This window comes from Catalinimonas alkaloidigena (assembly GCF_900100765.1).
Taxonomy (GTDB): Bacteria; Bacteroidota; Bacteroidia; order Cytophagales; family Flexibacteraceae; genus Mooreia; species Mooreia alkaloidigena.
Window position 1 is genome coordinate 157,589 of sequence record NZ_FNFO01000004.1, and the last position, 14,677, is coordinate 172,265.

General features: G+C 58.3%; 15 protein-coding genes. 4 read left to right on the forward strand and 11 right to left on the reverse strand.

Features of this window, described 5'->3' with window-relative positions; genetic code table 11:
- The first annotated feature begins 1 nt into the window (after position 1).
- Positions 2-556, forward strand: a complete 555-nt coding sequence (locus BLR44_RS11540) for an NADAR family protein (RefSeq protein ID WP_089681947.1) — start codon at positions 2-4, stop codon at positions 554-556.
- 3 nt (positions 557-559) lie between these two features.
- Here the strand turns inward: BLR44_RS11540 and BLR44_RS11545 are convergent, their stop codons facing one another.
- Both BLR44_RS11545 and BLR44_RS11550 read right to left on the reverse strand, forming a co-directional pair.
- A complete protein-coding gene (locus tag BLR44_RS11545; RefSeq protein ID WP_089681948.1) occupies positions 560-1,216 on the reverse strand; it encodes a response regulator transcription factor in 657 nt (218 codons plus the stop codon).
- Positions 1,213-1,920: a sensor histidine kinase gene (locus BLR44_RS11550; protein ID WP_089681951.1), complete on the reverse strand. Its 708-nt coding sequence runs from the start codon at positions 1,918-1,920 to the stop codon at positions 1,213-1,215. Before BLR44_RS11550 ends, BLR44_RS11545 begins: the two co-directional genes overlap by 4 nt.
- Before the next feature lie 593 nt (positions 1,921-2,513).
- Between BLR44_RS11550 and BLR44_RS11555 the strand changes: the two genes are divergently transcribed.
- Positions 2,514-3,263: a LuxR C-terminal-related transcriptional regulator gene (locus BLR44_RS11555; protein ID WP_089681953.1), complete on the forward strand. Its 750-nt coding sequence runs from the start codon at positions 2,514-2,516 to the stop codon at positions 3,261-3,263.
- A 17-nt stretch (positions 3,264-3,280) separates the two neighbouring features.
- On the opposite strand, the gene BLR44_RS11560 is transcribed toward BLR44_RS11555, so the two are convergent.
- From BLR44_RS11560 to BLR44_RS11575, 4 genes are all read right to left on the reverse strand, one after another.
- Positions 3,281-4,273, reverse strand: coding sequence for an AAA family ATPase (locus BLR44_RS11560; protein ID WP_089681955.1), 993 nt, complete (start codon positions 4,271-4,273; stop codon positions 3,281-3,283).
- A complete protein-coding gene (gene pnuC / locus BLR44_RS11565) occupies positions 4,248-4,910 on the reverse strand; it encodes a nicotinamide riboside transporter PnuC (RefSeq protein ID WP_089681958.1) in 663 nt (220 codons plus the stop codon). Before pnuC ends, BLR44_RS11560 begins: the two co-directional genes overlap by 26 nt.
- The gene (locus BLR44_RS11570) at positions 4,898-6,892 is read right to left on the reverse strand and encodes a TonB-dependent receptor (protein ID WP_089681960.1); all 1,995 of its coding nucleotides are present in this window, start codon (positions 6,890-6,892) and stop codon (positions 4,898-4,900) included. The genes pnuC and BLR44_RS11570 overlap by 13 nt, the downstream gene beginning before the upstream one ends.
- A gap of 81 nt (positions 6,893-6,973) precedes the next feature.
- Positions 6,974-7,660, reverse strand: coding sequence for an NUDIX hydrolase (locus BLR44_RS11575; protein ID WP_089682806.1), 687 nt, complete (start codon positions 7,658-7,660; stop codon positions 6,974-6,976).
- 77 nt (positions 7,661-7,737) lie between these two features.
- On the opposite strand from BLR44_RS11575, the gene BLR44_RS11580 reads away from it, so the two are divergent.
- Together BLR44_RS11580 and BLR44_RS11585 are read left to right on the forward strand one after the other, a co-directional pair.
- Complete coding sequence (locus BLR44_RS11580) at positions 7,738-8,061, forward strand: low molecular weight protein tyrosine phosphatase family protein (protein ID WP_089682808.1); 324 nt, start codon at positions 7,738-7,740, stop codon at positions 8,059-8,061.
- A gap of 10 nt (positions 8,062-8,071) precedes the next feature.
- Positions 8,072-9,019, forward strand: a complete 948-nt coding sequence (locus tag BLR44_RS11585; RefSeq protein WP_089681962.1) for an ADP-ribosylglycohydrolase family protein — start codon at positions 8,072-8,074, stop codon at positions 9,017-9,019.
- A 12-nt stretch (positions 9,020-9,031) separates the two neighbouring features.
- Here BLR44_RS11585 and BLR44_RS11590 read toward each other — a convergent pair whose 3' ends face one another.
- The 5 genes from BLR44_RS11590 to BLR44_RS11610 all read right to left on the reverse strand — a co-directional run bounded on the left by BLR44_RS11590 (position 9,032) and on the right by BLR44_RS11610 (position 14,646).
- Entirely contained in the window at positions 9,032-10,195 is a 1,164-nt protein-coding gene (locus tag BLR44_RS11590; RefSeq protein ID WP_245706037.1) for a formylglycine-generating enzyme family protein, read from the reverse strand.
- Between the two features lie 72 nt (positions 10,196-10,267).
- Positions 10,268-13,075 carry a PAS domain-containing sensor histidine kinase gene (locus BLR44_RS11595; protein ID WP_176956005.1) on the reverse strand — a complete coding sequence of 936 codons (2,808 nt, stop codon included), beginning with the start codon at positions 13,073-13,075 and terminating at the stop codon, positions 10,268-10,270.
- 313 nt (positions 13,076-13,388) lie between these two features.
- Positions 13,389-13,913 (reverse strand): dCTP deaminase, encoded by a 525-nt coding sequence (gene dcd, locus BLR44_RS11600; RefSeq protein ID WP_089681968.1) that lies wholly within the window; start codon positions 13,911-13,913, stop codon positions 13,389-13,391.
- 72 nt (positions 13,914-13,985) lie between these two features.
- On the reverse strand, positions 13,986-14,249 hold the full coding sequence (locus BLR44_RS11605) for a hypothetical protein (protein WP_143017244.1): 264 nt from the start codon (positions 14,247-14,249) through the stop codon (positions 13,986-13,988).
- 127 nt (positions 14,250-14,376) lie between these two features.
- A complete protein-coding gene (locus BLR44_RS11610; RefSeq protein ID WP_089681972.1) occupies positions 14,377-14,646 on the reverse strand; it encodes a hypothetical protein in 270 nt (89 codons plus the stop codon).
- Positions 14,647-14,677 lie beyond the last annotated feature (31 nt).

The window sequence follows — 14,677 nt, forward strand, 5'->3', positions numbered from 1 at the left end:
CATGTCAACCCCCATTCGTAGCCAAGCCGAGCTGCTCCAGGCGCTTGCACAAGGATACCAACCCAAGTACCTGTTTTTCTGGGGACATCAACCGCGCAAAGACGGCACCCTCGGGAAAGAGTGTTTCAGCCAGTGGTGGTCCGCGCCCTTCGAAGTCGAAGGCATCACTTACCTAACGGCAGAACATTACATGATGGCAGAAAAGGCGCGTTTGTTCGGCGACGAAGACGTGCGGGCGCAAATCCTCGAAGCTACGCATCCTCATCAAGTAAAAAAGTTAGGCCGACAGGTGCGGAATTATGCCGATACGGTCTGGCAACAACACCGTTTCGACATTGTAGTCGCCGGTAACCTGGCGAAATTCAGCCAGCACCCACCGCTGCGTGAGTTCCTTGTGGCGACAAAAGAACGCATTCTGGTCGAGGCCAGCCCGGTCGATTCCATCTGGGGCATTGGCCTCACCGGCGACGACCCACGCGCTGCACAGCCGCACCAGTGGCAAGGATTGAATCTATTGGGTTATGCGCTGATGGAGGTACGCGATCGGCTTGCGTAGCGGTTACTCGATGGTATAAATACCGTGTTTGATGGCGTAGATCACCAGCCCTACGCGCGAAGTCACGTTCAGTTTTTTGAACAACCCTTCCCGGATACCTTCCACCACGCGGGGGTGCACCTGCAACAGCGGCGAAAACGACTTGTACGGCAATTCCGTGCAGGCCAGCTTCAAAAATTCGACTTCGCGTTCGTTCAGTTCCACCTGCACCTCTTTCTTCCGCACCAAGTTGTTGTACAACACTTGCGTAACATGCGACGAATAGTACGTCCCTTCCTGGTCTATCGCTTGCAGAGCGGCCTGCAACTCTTCGGGATCGGCATTTTTTAACACATAACCGTTGACCCCCGCTTTCAGCATCTTCAGGATCGTCTCTTCATCGTTGTGCATCGACAAGGCCAGAATCTTCACCTCCGGGTACCGCTGCTCCATCCAACGGGCGGTTTCAAATCCATCCATAATGGGCATGCTGATGTCGAGCAGCAGAATGTCGGGTAAGTTCTGGGGAGAAAGCTGCTGCACAAACTCCCGGCCGTTGCTTGCTTCGCCCACGACCTGATAGCCGGCGAAGCCGTTCACCAGTTCGACCATGCCTTTCCGGAACAACAGGTGGTCGTCTACCAGCACAACGTGGGTGGTGGTCTGTGTGGTCGAGATCATGACACAACAGGGTAGGGAATGCGCAAATAGACCCGTGTCCCCTCGCCCGGGCGACTCTGCAGCGAAAAATCAGCCTGAATCAAAGCGGCCCGGTACTGCATCGCTCCAATGCCGGTGTCGTCCGCAGGCGAGGTGCGATGAGTCAATTGGTCGGCTTCAAATCCTTCGCCGTCGTCTTCCAGCGTCAGCGTTATGCCATCGTCGGTATGGTGTATGGTCACTACGATGTGGGTAGCCTGTGCGTGGCTGACCACGTTGGTGAGGGCCTCCTGCACAATTCGAAAAGCCAGCAGCTTGCGTGAGGCCTCAAGCGCGTCAACCGCTTGGCCCGTTACGCGGAGACTGGTTTCGCAGACGCCGGTTTTGCGGATGGTTTCCAGTTGTGCCTGTACAGATTCCGACAGTGTATGCTCTGCCACGAACGCGCTTCCCAAGGGCGTCGACAAGCTGCGCAAATCTTCGATGGCGCGGTCGAGCAACGCCTTGCAGGTCCCCACTTTTTGATCGAACAGTTCGGGCGTAGCACCTTTGATGGTACTGACGTGCAGACGGGTAAGCGACAAAAGCTGACCGATGTTATCGTGAATTTCTTTGGTCAGGGCCTGGAACGTATGCGCTTGCATCTCCAGGTGGGTTTTCAGAATCTCGCGCTGAAGAAGATGCTCGTTGTCGGAAGCTGGGTTGAAAGAGGAAGTTCGAGTCATACGATAAGGATAGGAAAGCAGGCTAGGATATAAATGCTCGTGGAGCGAACGGATTGGGCAAACGGCGGCAACCGCTCACCGAGCGTACGAATTGTTTTCGGGAGAGGTATAGCAAGCTCCTCTACCTGTCAGAGAGTAGATCGCCTCAGATAAAAATCGATAGCACTGGACACGGCGCTGAAAACTGCCACCTAACCCGACCAGTAGTTACATGACATTTTCGGCGGTTGTGCTACCGAGATACTCCATCTGTGTTGGTAGCGTCTACGGTTTTCCAGCTCAGTAGTTACCCAATGGCCTGCCCTTAAATTATTAGATTTTCCCTAGACTCCCTATTTCGCACCACAGCCGCTTTCGTGGGCCGCCGCCCTTCTCCGTCCTATTCCTCGATTACGAAGATAAAACGGGCTTCCGAGCGTATTTCCGGCAACACGCCCGGGAAAATCCCATTAACTCGGGCGTAGTTTTACGCTACCTGGCCTGAAAAATCCCCCCGCAAAAAGAGTACTTCATTGTTGGAAGTAACCCCCTAAGATGTTGACTTTTGCCAAGGAGTAAGGAAGATCCGTTTTGAATTTACGTGCATTGTCATTATGAAAACCGTGGCCCATTCGTTCGCCCGTTTTCCAGACATGACTCGTTTCTGGCAGCAACCGCAGGCCGTTCCTCTTTCAGCCTTGCGGTTACTGCTCAAAGACAGTCCGTGTTTGGCTTGGGTGCTCCAGGTCGAAACAGGAACGTTCGCGTTTCTGAGTCGCAACGTGGAGTCGATTCTGGGGTATAGCCACGAGCAGTTCCGGGAGGGCGGTGCCTCGTTTGCCTGGCAATTGGTGCATCCGCAGGATGTCCAGCCGCTGCTGGCCTTAAAAGCCCGCATTGCGACGGTACTCGGCACCGTACCGAGCCACCAACAGGCGGCGTATCGTTTTCAATACGACTACCGCCTGCGCAAAGCCGACGGCACGTACGTGCGGCTGTTAGAGCAGAACTCCGTGTTGGCCATCAACGGAGACGGCAACATCACGCACCAGTTGGGCGTGTGCACGGACATTACGCACTGGAAACCGAAAAAGAGTTTGACCGCCACCGTACGCTCGCACGAGCACGGGTGTCATAAAGTATTTTCAGCCCAGGACGAAATGGATGCACTTGAGAAACTCAGCCGCCGCGAAAAAGAGATCCTGACCCTGATTGCGGAAGGCTACAGCAGCAAACAGATTGCCGATCGGCTTTCGATCAGCTTTCACACGGTCAGCAAACACCGGCAACACCTTTTTGAGAAAACACAAAGCCGCACGATGGGCGAACTGGTACGCTATGCCGTTGCCCACGAGATTATTTGAGTGAATGAAATACGACGCTATGGAGCCTTGCTAGGCAGCAAACTTTTTTCTACCCACCCGACGGCCTGTTGGAACCGATCCGGCCACGCGCCCTGGATCACCCGATAGTCCACCCCTTCTTCCGCCAATTGGGCACGATGCGAAGCATCCAGCCGCAGGCGATCAGACGCACTCAGGCGAGTGCCGTCCTGCACGAAGGGAACGTCAGGGCTCAGGTAGAGGTACATGTCAAACTTGTTTGACTCTTTCACCCAGCCTGCCACCCGTAGCGTACACCCGAACAAGAACCGGGCGTACGACTTAGTGGTGAGCAGTTCCGTATCGCTGAAAAGAACCCGCCGCGCTGCGGGCAGCGCTTGTTGAATGCGTTGCGCCTGCGCCACCGCAATGGCGTCCAGGTCACTCCACCGACATTCGCGTGTCTGCGGCACCAAGTCGCGACCGGCTTCCGGCACAAAGACCGTTTGAAAATGATGCGCCAACTGTGCCGTCAACGTCGACTTTCCGGTCGATTCGGTGCCGACCACCGCAACCTTTCGTACGAAGAAGGGTCGGGCGGCAGGTGCCAGAAACTCCCAGTACTGCATTGGAGCGGTTCGGATGAGCGAGGCCGACACTGGTACCTGATTGCGGGGCGGATCGAACGGCACGTGCACGATGCCCATCCATTCGGCCAGGTAATCGCCGTAAGGCTCAGACGTAAAAACGCCGTCGACTTCGGGCAAAAGGACCTGGAACGCTGCCGCCCACCGGCGCGACACTTCCCATGACGACACCGACGTGTTCGGCAATTCCGCTTCGGCATACGAGAACAGTTTCACGTCGACCGTCGGATGCGCCGCCATCGACGCCGCCACCCAGTCCCGACGAAGTTCGCCCGCCGTCGGCTCCCGGTCGCTGGCACACACCACAACGGTCAGCCGCGCACAGCGCACGCGAGCAAAATCCATCAGGGCCAGATGCCCCCGGTGCAAAGGCAGAAACTTACCGAAAACGAACCCGTGTTTCATCGTGTAGCATCAGGTACCACTGCACACCGCCGTACAAAGCGATCAGCAGAAAGATTACGTATTCGAGCGCCATCAGGCGTATCTCTTTTTGAAAGTAGAGCACGCAGCTGACGGCATCCACCAACACCCACAACACCCACGCTTCCAATCGTTTGCGAGCCAGTAGCACTGTCGCCACCACGCTCGCGCTGGTTGTAAACGCATCGGCCCAGGGATAAGCAGCCGGCTGCACGAACCACTGCGGCAGCCACACGTGCACCCGCTGCATCGCCGCTCCCAACAGCAGGGTTCCCCCCACCACCATCGCCCCGGCAAGTGCCTGTTGCCTTGCCGAAAGCCAGGCGATTCGGACGGAATCGGCTTTCTTCTTCTGCCACTGCTGCCATCCATAGAGTGTCACCGTCAGGAAGTACACCTGCAACAGCATATCCGAGTACAGGTGTACCTGATAGAAAATAATCATAAACGCCAGCACGTTGACCACCCCGAACGGCCACGTCAGCACCTGAGCGCGGGCGGCATACACCACCGAGACCAGCCCCGTAACTGTCCCCACCAGTTCGATAAAGCTCAAGGGATAACCCCACACGTCCACCAGAGGGGCTTGCACGTCCGTAAGCGTATTCAGAAGTTCCATGTCACTGAGCTGTACCAATGGCGCGGTGCCTGCACAAAATAGCGTGGGGTGCCGCTCCAGTCGATGTAACCGTGGCTAAAGTACCGAACATTGGTCAGGTTGTTTACGCGCAGACGCACCTGCCAGGCCCCCCACCGGTACGCCGCCTCGGCATGCCAAGTCACGAAGGCGGGTAACGTCTCTTCGTTAGCGAAATCCAGGTAGGAAGTGCCCTGGTACCGCATGCGCAGCCCGGCCTGCCAGGGCCCTTGAGCAAAGCGAAGTTCCTGATTGACCAGCACTTGCGGCGTCAGTACCGGTGCCACTCGTGCTTCTCCTTCCCGGATCTGGTTGTACGAAAACGTCGACTGGTGGGCCAGCTCCCAAACCCGTCCGAGGCGATAAGTCGCTTCAACTTCCAGCCCGCTGCGAAAACTGCGCGCCACGTCGCTGTGCAGCGGCAATCCATTGGGTCCAAACTGACCGTTCAGCACAATTTCGTTCCGAAACGACAGGTAATACAGGTTGGTCTGCAGATGCCCCTTGGCATACGGCAGGCGCAGGCCCAGTTCATGATCCACGACGTACTCGGCCGAAACGATGTTCAACAGCGGCTGCCCCAGCGAATCGGCCAGCAAGTTGTCTTCACCGTTCAGTAAGTCATTGCGCGTCGGCTCGCGGCCCGTGCGCCCCAGGCTGTAGTACAACGTGGCTGCGCCCAGATTGCGCGTTACCCCAAACTTCGGATTCAGGAAGGTCCAGCGCAGGGGCGCCACGGCGACATCGCCCCGGTAAACGAAATCGGTATAACGCAGCTGCAAGTCGCCAAACAGGGTCCAGTGGGGCAGCCGGTACACCAACTTGCTAAACCCACTAACCTCCTGCCGGAAGCCCCGATTGGTGTACAACGTGCCGGAGTTCGTTTCTGAGCCGAGGTGCCGCCGCACGTACGTGTTGGCGTGGAAACCGCTCACCCACTGGTACTTCGTTTTCTCGACCGTGTAGTTGCTGAACACCCCGGCGAAGTGCGATCGGAAGGCGTAGTTGTACAGCGCATCGGTTGCAGGCAGGCCCAGGAAATTATTCAGGTCGAAATCGTAGTTACCGTCGAGGTAATTGTAGTAAACGCACGATTTCCAGGTACCGTGCTCGCCAACCCGATAGCCATGTTGCAGGTACAGCAACGATTGCAGAAAAGCGTCGTCTTCCTGCCGACTGTTGGCATTGGTACGAGGATCTTGTGCAACGACTTCTTTCGGCACGCCGATCCACGCCAATTGGTTGGCCTGCCGTCCGGTGAAGCCGGTCAGCTTCCAGCTGTGGCGCCCCCGGTAGTGACCTGCACTGTAGAATACCGACCCCGATGTGTTGCCCGCATGGTATTTGTAACCGTCAGAATGGAGGTACGAAGCCCGTACGTAGGCCCCCGTCTGGTTCCGATCCCCGGTCTGGTACTTGCCGTACACGCGGTAGGTCTGAAACGAGCCGTACCCGGCACCCACTTCGCCCCCGGCCGTTCCGAACAACGAAGGCGACTCCAGTTGCAGGCTTCCGGCGTAGCTGGCCGCGCCGTTTTGCGACGTGCCCACCCCGCGCTGCACCTGCATGCGCCGCACCGAGTTGAGCAAGTCAGGATAGTTGGAAAAATAAGCGCCCTGGTCTTCCGGTTCGTTCAGCGGCACACCGTCTAGGGTGATGTTCAGGCGCGTCTGGTCCAGCCCACGCAACCGAAAATACGCATAGCCCAACGCACTTCCCGCATCAGAATACGCCGTTACAGAAGGCGTCTGGGTCAGCATCAGGGCGGGTTCCTGACCGTAATAGCGTTGGTTAATTTCGTTGGAATTCAGGTTCTGGAACGTGATCGGTGTCTCGCGCGAAGCGTTGTAATCGGCCGAAACGGTCACTTCTTTCAGGGTATCGGCCGGGGTGACCACCGCCGCCGTTTGGGCCCAACCCACCATCCCCCACCCCAGCCAACATATCATCGTAAACTTCATCATTTTATTTGCGTATTATCAACACAAATAAAAGTTCTTTTCTTCGTATCTCACAATTTTTGCGTCAATTTCACACAAATAAATTTAGATTTCGAACGTAAATCCCTGGTGCTGAAGTGCTTGGTACCGCTCCGCATGAAAGCGGTATAAATCGCCCGGCCGGCCGGAGCCTTCGTGACGCTGCTTTTCGGACGTCTTTTCGAGCAAACCCAGTTTCAGGATCTTTTTTTTGAAGTTCCGCCGGTCGATGGGCCGGTCCAGCACGGTCTGATAGAGTTTTTCCAGCTCCGAAAAGGGAAAGGTCTTATCCAGCAATTCGAAACCTACGGGCGCGTAAGTCAGCTTTCCCCGCAACCGCTCCAGCGCCGTCGCCACGATCGTAGCGTGGTCAAACGCCAGGGCGGGCAGCGACTTCATCGGAAACCAGGCGGCTTCACTGGCGTCCGTCGCGGCCTGTAAGCGAAACGCATCGGGCCGTACCAGTCCGAAGTAGGCCACCGATACCACACGGTTCCGAGGGTCGCGGTCGGGTTGCCCAAACGTGTACAGTTGCTCTAGATAGCGAATCGAGACGCCCGTTTCCTCCTGCAACTCCCGCGTCACGGCCTCCTCCAGCGACTCTTCGTTGTGCACCAGTCCTCCCGGCAACGCCCAGGCATGGCGAAAAGGCGGAATGTTGCGCTTGATGAGTAGGACCGACAGCCCTTCGCGCGAGGTATAGCCGAACACGACCGCATCGACCGATACCCGAATGGATTGATTCTCTGGCATGTGCCGAAAGTAAAGAACTTTTCCGTACTTTGTACGCAAATGCGGCAGCCACTTGCTTTGCCGCACGGATGTCCAAGATGAAAAACGTACTTTTTGTGTGCAGCCGCAATCGCCTGCGGAGCCCAACGGCCGAACGAATTTTCGCAGAAGAACCGGACCTACAAACGGCTTCGGCCGGCCTGAGTCCCGATGCGGAAGAGCAACTGACGCCCGAGCACCTGGCCTGGGCCGACGTCGTGATCGTGATGGAGTCGATGCACCGCCGCAAACTTGCGCAGCGATTCCGTACGCACCTGCGCGGGAAGCGCGTGCGTTGCCTCGACATTCCCGACCGATACGCGTACATGGACCCCGATCTGATTCACCTGCTGCGGCGCAAAGTGCCGCCGCTTCTCCGCTAACTCCTTCACAATGCTTGTTTCTCTTTCTATCCCTGACCGCCTGGCCGGGGGCCTCTGGGGCCTGTTGGTGGGCGATGCCCTGGGCGTTCCCTACGAATTTCACGCGCCTTCGGCGCTACCGCCACGGGAGCAACTGGACATGACACCACCCGCCGACTTTCAGCGTGCTCACGCCCGCGTTCCCGTCGGCACGTGGTCGGACGATGGTGCGCAGGCTCTGGCGCTGCTGGCGTCCCTCCTCCACTGCCACGAGCTGGACCTGGACGATTTTGGGCGACGACTGCTCAACTGGCAGGACTGGGGCTACCTGGCGGTCGATGGAGAAGTATTCGACATTGGTATCCAGACCAGCCGGGCGCTGCAGGCCTTGCGTTCCGGTACACCGCCGGCACTGGCGGGTCCTCGCGACGAGATGGCCAACGGCAACGGATCGCTCATGCGGGTGTTGCCGCTGGCACTCTGGCACCGGGGCAGCGATCTTGACCTGATTCGGCAGGCAGAGCGCCAGTCGCTGGTGACGCACGGGCACCTGCGGGCGCAGGTATGTTGTGCTCTGTATTGCCTCTGGGCCCGACGGTTGTTGCAGGAGGCGACCGATCCCTGGCACGAAGTCATTGCAACCCTGCATCAACATTATGGGGACGATTCGCTCGCTTGGGAACAACTTGCCTGGCACGTCCGTCCTCACGATCCGCCCGACGGCTCCGGTTCCGGTTACGTAGTCGATTGCCTGCGGTCGGCCCGCTGGGCCGTTGAAACCGGTCATTCGTACGAAGCGGTGGTCAAAAACGCGATCAGCTTGGGACGAGACACCGACACCACGGCATGTGTAGCCGGGGGCATCGCCGGCATTCAATACGGCTGGCAGGGCATTCCCGAACGCTGGCGACAACAGCTTCGCGGCCGTGACCTGTTCGAGCCGCTGTTGAAGCAATTAGTGCAGGCGCACCACGCCTGAATCGGCGCACTCTTAGTTGTCGCGAACACACCGGAAACCGGCATGCGACAGCCCGGTATCGGGGCTGGATTTCATGCGGGCCGACGCGCGGTACGAACTGCAGTAGGAGTCGTGGCAGAGGAACGAGCCGCCACGCTGGACGCGCTTCGGAACGGTCGGCTCCTGTGGGTCGTAACTCTGGGCGGGCCCCTGCGGATTGTGCACCGTGCCCCGTTGCTGAAGCGTTTGGTAATAGTCGGGCCGATAAAAATCCTGGCACCACTCCCAAACGTTTCCGGCCATATCGTAGAGGCCGTACCCATTGGGCGCAAACGACCTGACCGGGGCGGCCGTGTAGAATCCATCCTTTTCGGTATTCTGATCGGGGAAGCGCCCTTGCCAGGTGTTGGCTTTGGACACACCGGCCTCCACATGCTCGTTTCCCCAGGGATAAACGGCGCCCTCCAATCCGCCGCGGGCGGCCCACTCCCACTCGGCTTCGGTCGGCAGACGTTTGCCCGCCCACCGCGCGTAAGCCTGGGCATCGTCCCACGAGACGTGTACGACCGGGTAGTCGTCTTTGCCTGCGATGCTGCTGCCCGGCCCTTCAGGATGTTGCCAGTCGGCACCGGGCTGCCACTGCCACCACTGTGCATAGTTGTTGAGACTCACAGGATGTGTCGGGGCGGTGAAGACCAATGAACTGGCGACCAGCACACTATCGGGCGGCTTGGGCGTGCCGGGCGGCAACTGCTTCCGGAGCTCCTCCCAGTCGGGTTTGCGTTCGGCGGTGGTGACGTAGTCGGTGGCTTCCACAAAAGCACGGAACTGGGCGTTGGTGACTTCGGTCACGTCCATCCAAAACGAATCTACGGCCACCGAATGCTTAGGAAATTCGTCGGGACGGGCCTGGTTGTTGTCGGCTCCCATGGCAAACGTTCCGCCCGGAATCAGCACCATGCCTTCGGCAGAAGCGGCCACTTGGGCGTCGGTACCGATAGGACTCGCGACGGGGGTCGTAGCAAAACGGCTGGGCAGGTTGCTCGTGCAGGTGATGGTATCGGCCGCGACCCGTTGCGACCGGGCGGCCGCCGACTCCTCAGCCGACTGGCACCCCGCCAGCACCAGCAGCGTTAGGGTTGCACCGTAGAAAAAAGTGGGACGGGCGGTACGCCTCCTCCGAAAGAGCGACATCATTTGCGCGTATGCTTGACTAAACCGTTCCGCTAAAAGTAATGGATTTTGCAGGGAACGGCACGAGGACGCCGGTCATTGCTTAAAATACACCCGGAAGGTGGTGCCTACCCCGACTTCGCTGGACACTTCGATCCACCCCTCGGCGTTTTCCATAATTTTTTTCACGATGTACAGCCCGACGCCCGAGCCTTCGACGTGGCTGTGCAGCCGCTTGAACATCCCGAAGATTTTCTGTTCCTGCGTATCGTCCATGCCCAACCCGTTGTCGGTAACCGACAAAACGGCGTGCTTCTCTTCCTGCCAGCTCTTCACCAGAATGTGCACTGGGCGTTCCGGTGAACGGTACTTGATGGCATTCGACAGCAGGTTGTAGACAATGCTCTTCAGGTTTTTCCGAGAAAAGTAAAGAGCCTCGCACGCGGCTACGTCCACCTCCAGTGTCCCTGGTGCGTCTTCGAGGGCATGGGCCAGGTCGAGGCGCACCTCTTCGATCAGCGACGCCAGGTCGATCTGGCTGTTGACTTCCTCGTTCTTTTGCAGCTTGGCGACTTCCGTCAGGTCGGTCACGGTACGTTTGAAGCGTTCGATCGACAAACCAATGGCACTGAGGATCTGCGCCACGCGCGCCGTACCCAGAATCTCTGGCGACAGCCGGTGGATCAGCGAGCGCATCAGCCCCTCGATGTTGTTGATCGGCGCTTTCAGGTCGTGCGAGGCGGCATAAATAAAATTGTCCAGATCGGCGTTGATGCGCACCAGTTGCGCGTTGGTCTGGCTCAGCTCGCGGTTACTTTCGTAAACTTCTTCGGTGGCGGAGGCCAGTTCCTGCGAAAGCTGCTGCCGGGCCTGTTCGAGCCGTTTTTGCGCCGTAATGTCCTGACACACACACATAAAGCTTCTGGGCACACCGTCCTTCTTCTTCAGGATGGAGACGTTGTTCGAAATCCAGACCTCCTCGCCCCCGGGGCGTATGCAGCGTTGCTCAGCAATAAAGGCTTCTCCGGTTTGCGAGAGCTTCCGGAAAAGGTCCATGTTACGAATCAGGTCGCTCCGGTGCGAAATGTCTTGCCAGGAACAGGTCCGCAGCTCGTCCAGCGGGCGGGCCGCAATCTGACAGAACCGTTCGTTGGCGTCAAGGATGCGCATGTTGAAGTCCAGCAGGAGGATGCCCGTGACGGTCTGTTCGAACATGGCTTTCAGGCGGGCTTCGTTTTCGGCCAGCGCCCGCGCCAGCATTTTCTGCTCGTGGATGTCGGTGGCCGTACCTACCCAGAACTCGACCTTGCCTTCGTCGTTGCGGTTGGGCACTACCCGCGACAAATGCCAGCGGTATGCGCCGTCGTGGCGACGGTAGCGGTTTTCCATCTCGTAGGGCGTACCGTCCAGGCGTCCGCTCGTCCGGCGCACCTGAATCATGGAAACATCTTCGGGATGCAGTACGCTCATCCACCCCATGCCCAGGCTCTCGGCTTCGCTCAGGCCGGTGTACTGATACCAGCGCTCGTTGAAAAACGTGATGCCGTCCTGCCCGGCAGAGGCGGTCCAGGCGATCTGCGACATGGAATTGAATACGCTACGGAGGTGCTGCTCGCTCGACTCGATGGCCTTACGCGCCCGGACCTGCTGCGAAACGTTCAACGCGGTAATGAGGACCGTTTCGACCGCACCGGCGGCGTTGCGCAAGGGCTGAAACACAAAATCGTAGTAACTCTCTTCCGGTTCGCCGGTGCCTTTGGTGTCGATCAGGGCTTTGAACTCGCGCCCCGTTTGCGCCCGCCCGCTGACAAAAACCCGTTCGAGCGTCTGCAAGATGCCCTGCCCGCTGATTTCGGGAAAAGCGTCCCGCCCCGGCTGCCCCAGGATGTCGCGCGAGCGCCCGAAGATCTGCAGGAACGAATCGTTCGCCATGTCGAAGACCAGCTCCTTGCCACGCAACAGGGCCATGCCGACCGGGGCGACGGCAATCAGGTTGTGTAGCTTCTGCTTTTCGGCTTCGGCGACGGCGAGGGCTTCGCGTTCCCGCTGCTGGCTCAGTTGCAGCGCTTCGCTGGCGCGCCGCTGGTCTTCGATGTCGGTGCAGGTCCCAAACCACTTCACAATGCGCCCCGCGTGGTCGCGTAAAGGAAGTGCCCGCCCCAGAAACCAACGGTAGGTGCCGTCGGCACGCTTAAAACGGTACTCGATCTGATACAGGTCGCCGGTGCGTAGCGAATGGTGCCAGACGTGCAGGGTCCGCTCGTAGTCGTCGGGATGGAGCACGAGCGACCAGCCTTCCTTCATCGATTGCTCGTAAGTCAGGCCCGTGTATTCGTACCAGCGCTGGTTGAAATAATCGTGGTCGCCATTCGGCAAGGTACGCCAGACCATCTGTGGCATGTGATCGGCCATAAACTGGTATTCTTCCAGCACGGCCGTAATCGTCAGGCGCGACTTTTGTTCCTGGCTGACGTCGCGCATGGAACCCAGCATCCGAACGGCTTTTCCCGCCGCATTCCGAACGATATAGCCCCGGTCCTGCACAAACACGTAGGCACCATCGGCACGGCGAAAGCGGTAGCTGCCTTCCCAGCGCTCTTCGCCGCGTTCCAGCGCGGCATAGATGCTGCCCACCAGGCGTTCGTGATCGTCCGGATGGATGCAATCGGCCCAGGCATCCAGGCGTGTGCCCACCACCTCCCACGGATAGCCGAAATGCGTACGGATGTGCTCGTTCCACGTCACCAGATCGGTGTCCAGGTCCCACTCCCACAGCACGTCGTTGGTAACTTTCGCCAGCAGCAGGCGCTGCTCTTCGGCCTGTGCCAGCGCTTCGGTGAGTGCCTGCACTTTCTGCGCTAATGCATTGGGATCGGTCTCTGACTTTTTTTCCAACGAATCCATGAGAAGCAGAACTTGGGTTTGGTGGCTTGATGCAAAACCGCACAGACAGAAACAAATCCGACCTGATCCCGGCATGCCGGTAGCATGGCAACGCCCCGATGGCGTGTGCACCCTAGTCAGAAAGATAGCGATTTGGCGGCGCGATACGAACCCTGCGCTGCAACAAACGATCATTATTCTGCCAGCCCGCGAAGAACCGCCGGGGTCACCGGGGTTCCGGCGCGTCGAAACCTATTCGGAGCTACGTCGACGCACTCCGATGCCGTTGCATCGACCGTAAGATACGATTTATCTCACAACCCATTCTACCGGTCTACTTCCCTTCGAAGTCTTTGTAGAGCAGGCTGGGTTGAATACCCTCGTTGTTCTGGTATTTTCCGCTTTTGTAACTATCCCAGTCGCCCTCCAGGGTGTGGTAATAGATCTGGCAGATTTCGATGCCCGCGTAGATGCGAATCGGCTGCACACAGAAGATTTCGAGGGTCCAGAACCCGGAGAAGCCCACGTCGCCGAAGCCGGCCGTGACGTGCACAAACAGCCCCAGCCGCCCGACCGACGAACGCCCTTCCAACATGGGCACCAGCCCTTCGGTCCGGGTGTGTTCGATGGTGCGCCCCAGGTACAACCGGTTCATCTCCAGTTCGAGGCCTTCTTCGGGAATGGTGATTTCCTGCGCCCGGTTGGGCTTTTTCATGTCGAGCACACCGCGTTCGTACACCAGCATTTTATGATGCAGCCGCAGGTTGTAGCTGTTGGGGTTGAGCTGGGCCGGGCTGTAGGGATCGATGAAAATGTCGCGATCGAGGCGTTTCTGAATTTCCTTACCGGAGAGGATCATGGGCAAGCGGGGTCATTTGAACGGGCAAACATACGCATCCCGCACGGCCCGAAAAAATAGGACCGACGCCGGTCACAAACTGAGGCCGCCCAGGCACACGGAAAAGCCCACGATCAGCACCACCAGCATGCTGAGCAGCATGGCCCGGGCCGACTCCCGGCGTTTCAGGCTGAACAAAATCAGCGAGGCAATCAGCCCGCCCAACGTAAAAAGTACCACGAAGATGCCGATGCCCGCCGCCGCATCGGGAATGCTGCCCGAACTCAGGTACACGATGCCCCCCCACAGGAACATGGCCAACAGGCTGATGCCACTAAAACGGGCCGCTCTTTTCATACAAGGTCGAACCAATCAAATGAGCTACAAGATCCATTCCGGTAACGCAAAAAAGCAAGCGGTTGTTTGGAGATATGTTCTTTTGACGCTTTGCCCCGCACAACGTTGTGAGAGGAGTTGGAATACGCTACCCTAACGTGCCGCCACCCAGGCACAAAGAAACGCCGATCACAAGCATCACCAACGTGCTGAGCAACATCGCTTTTCCTTGGTCAGGCTTCTTCTGCGCAAAGTAGCCGAGCGAAGTCAGGAATCCGAAGACGGCATGCACGATCGTCAGCGCCCCTCCTACCAACACGGCTCCCGTTGGTGAGCCGCCCGTCAGTGCGAAGCCGACAAACATGTACCCCAACAGCATCAGCAGACTGTATCCGGTATACCGACCCGCTTTCTTCATCACCTAAGACTCTTTTATGGAATGATGAAAA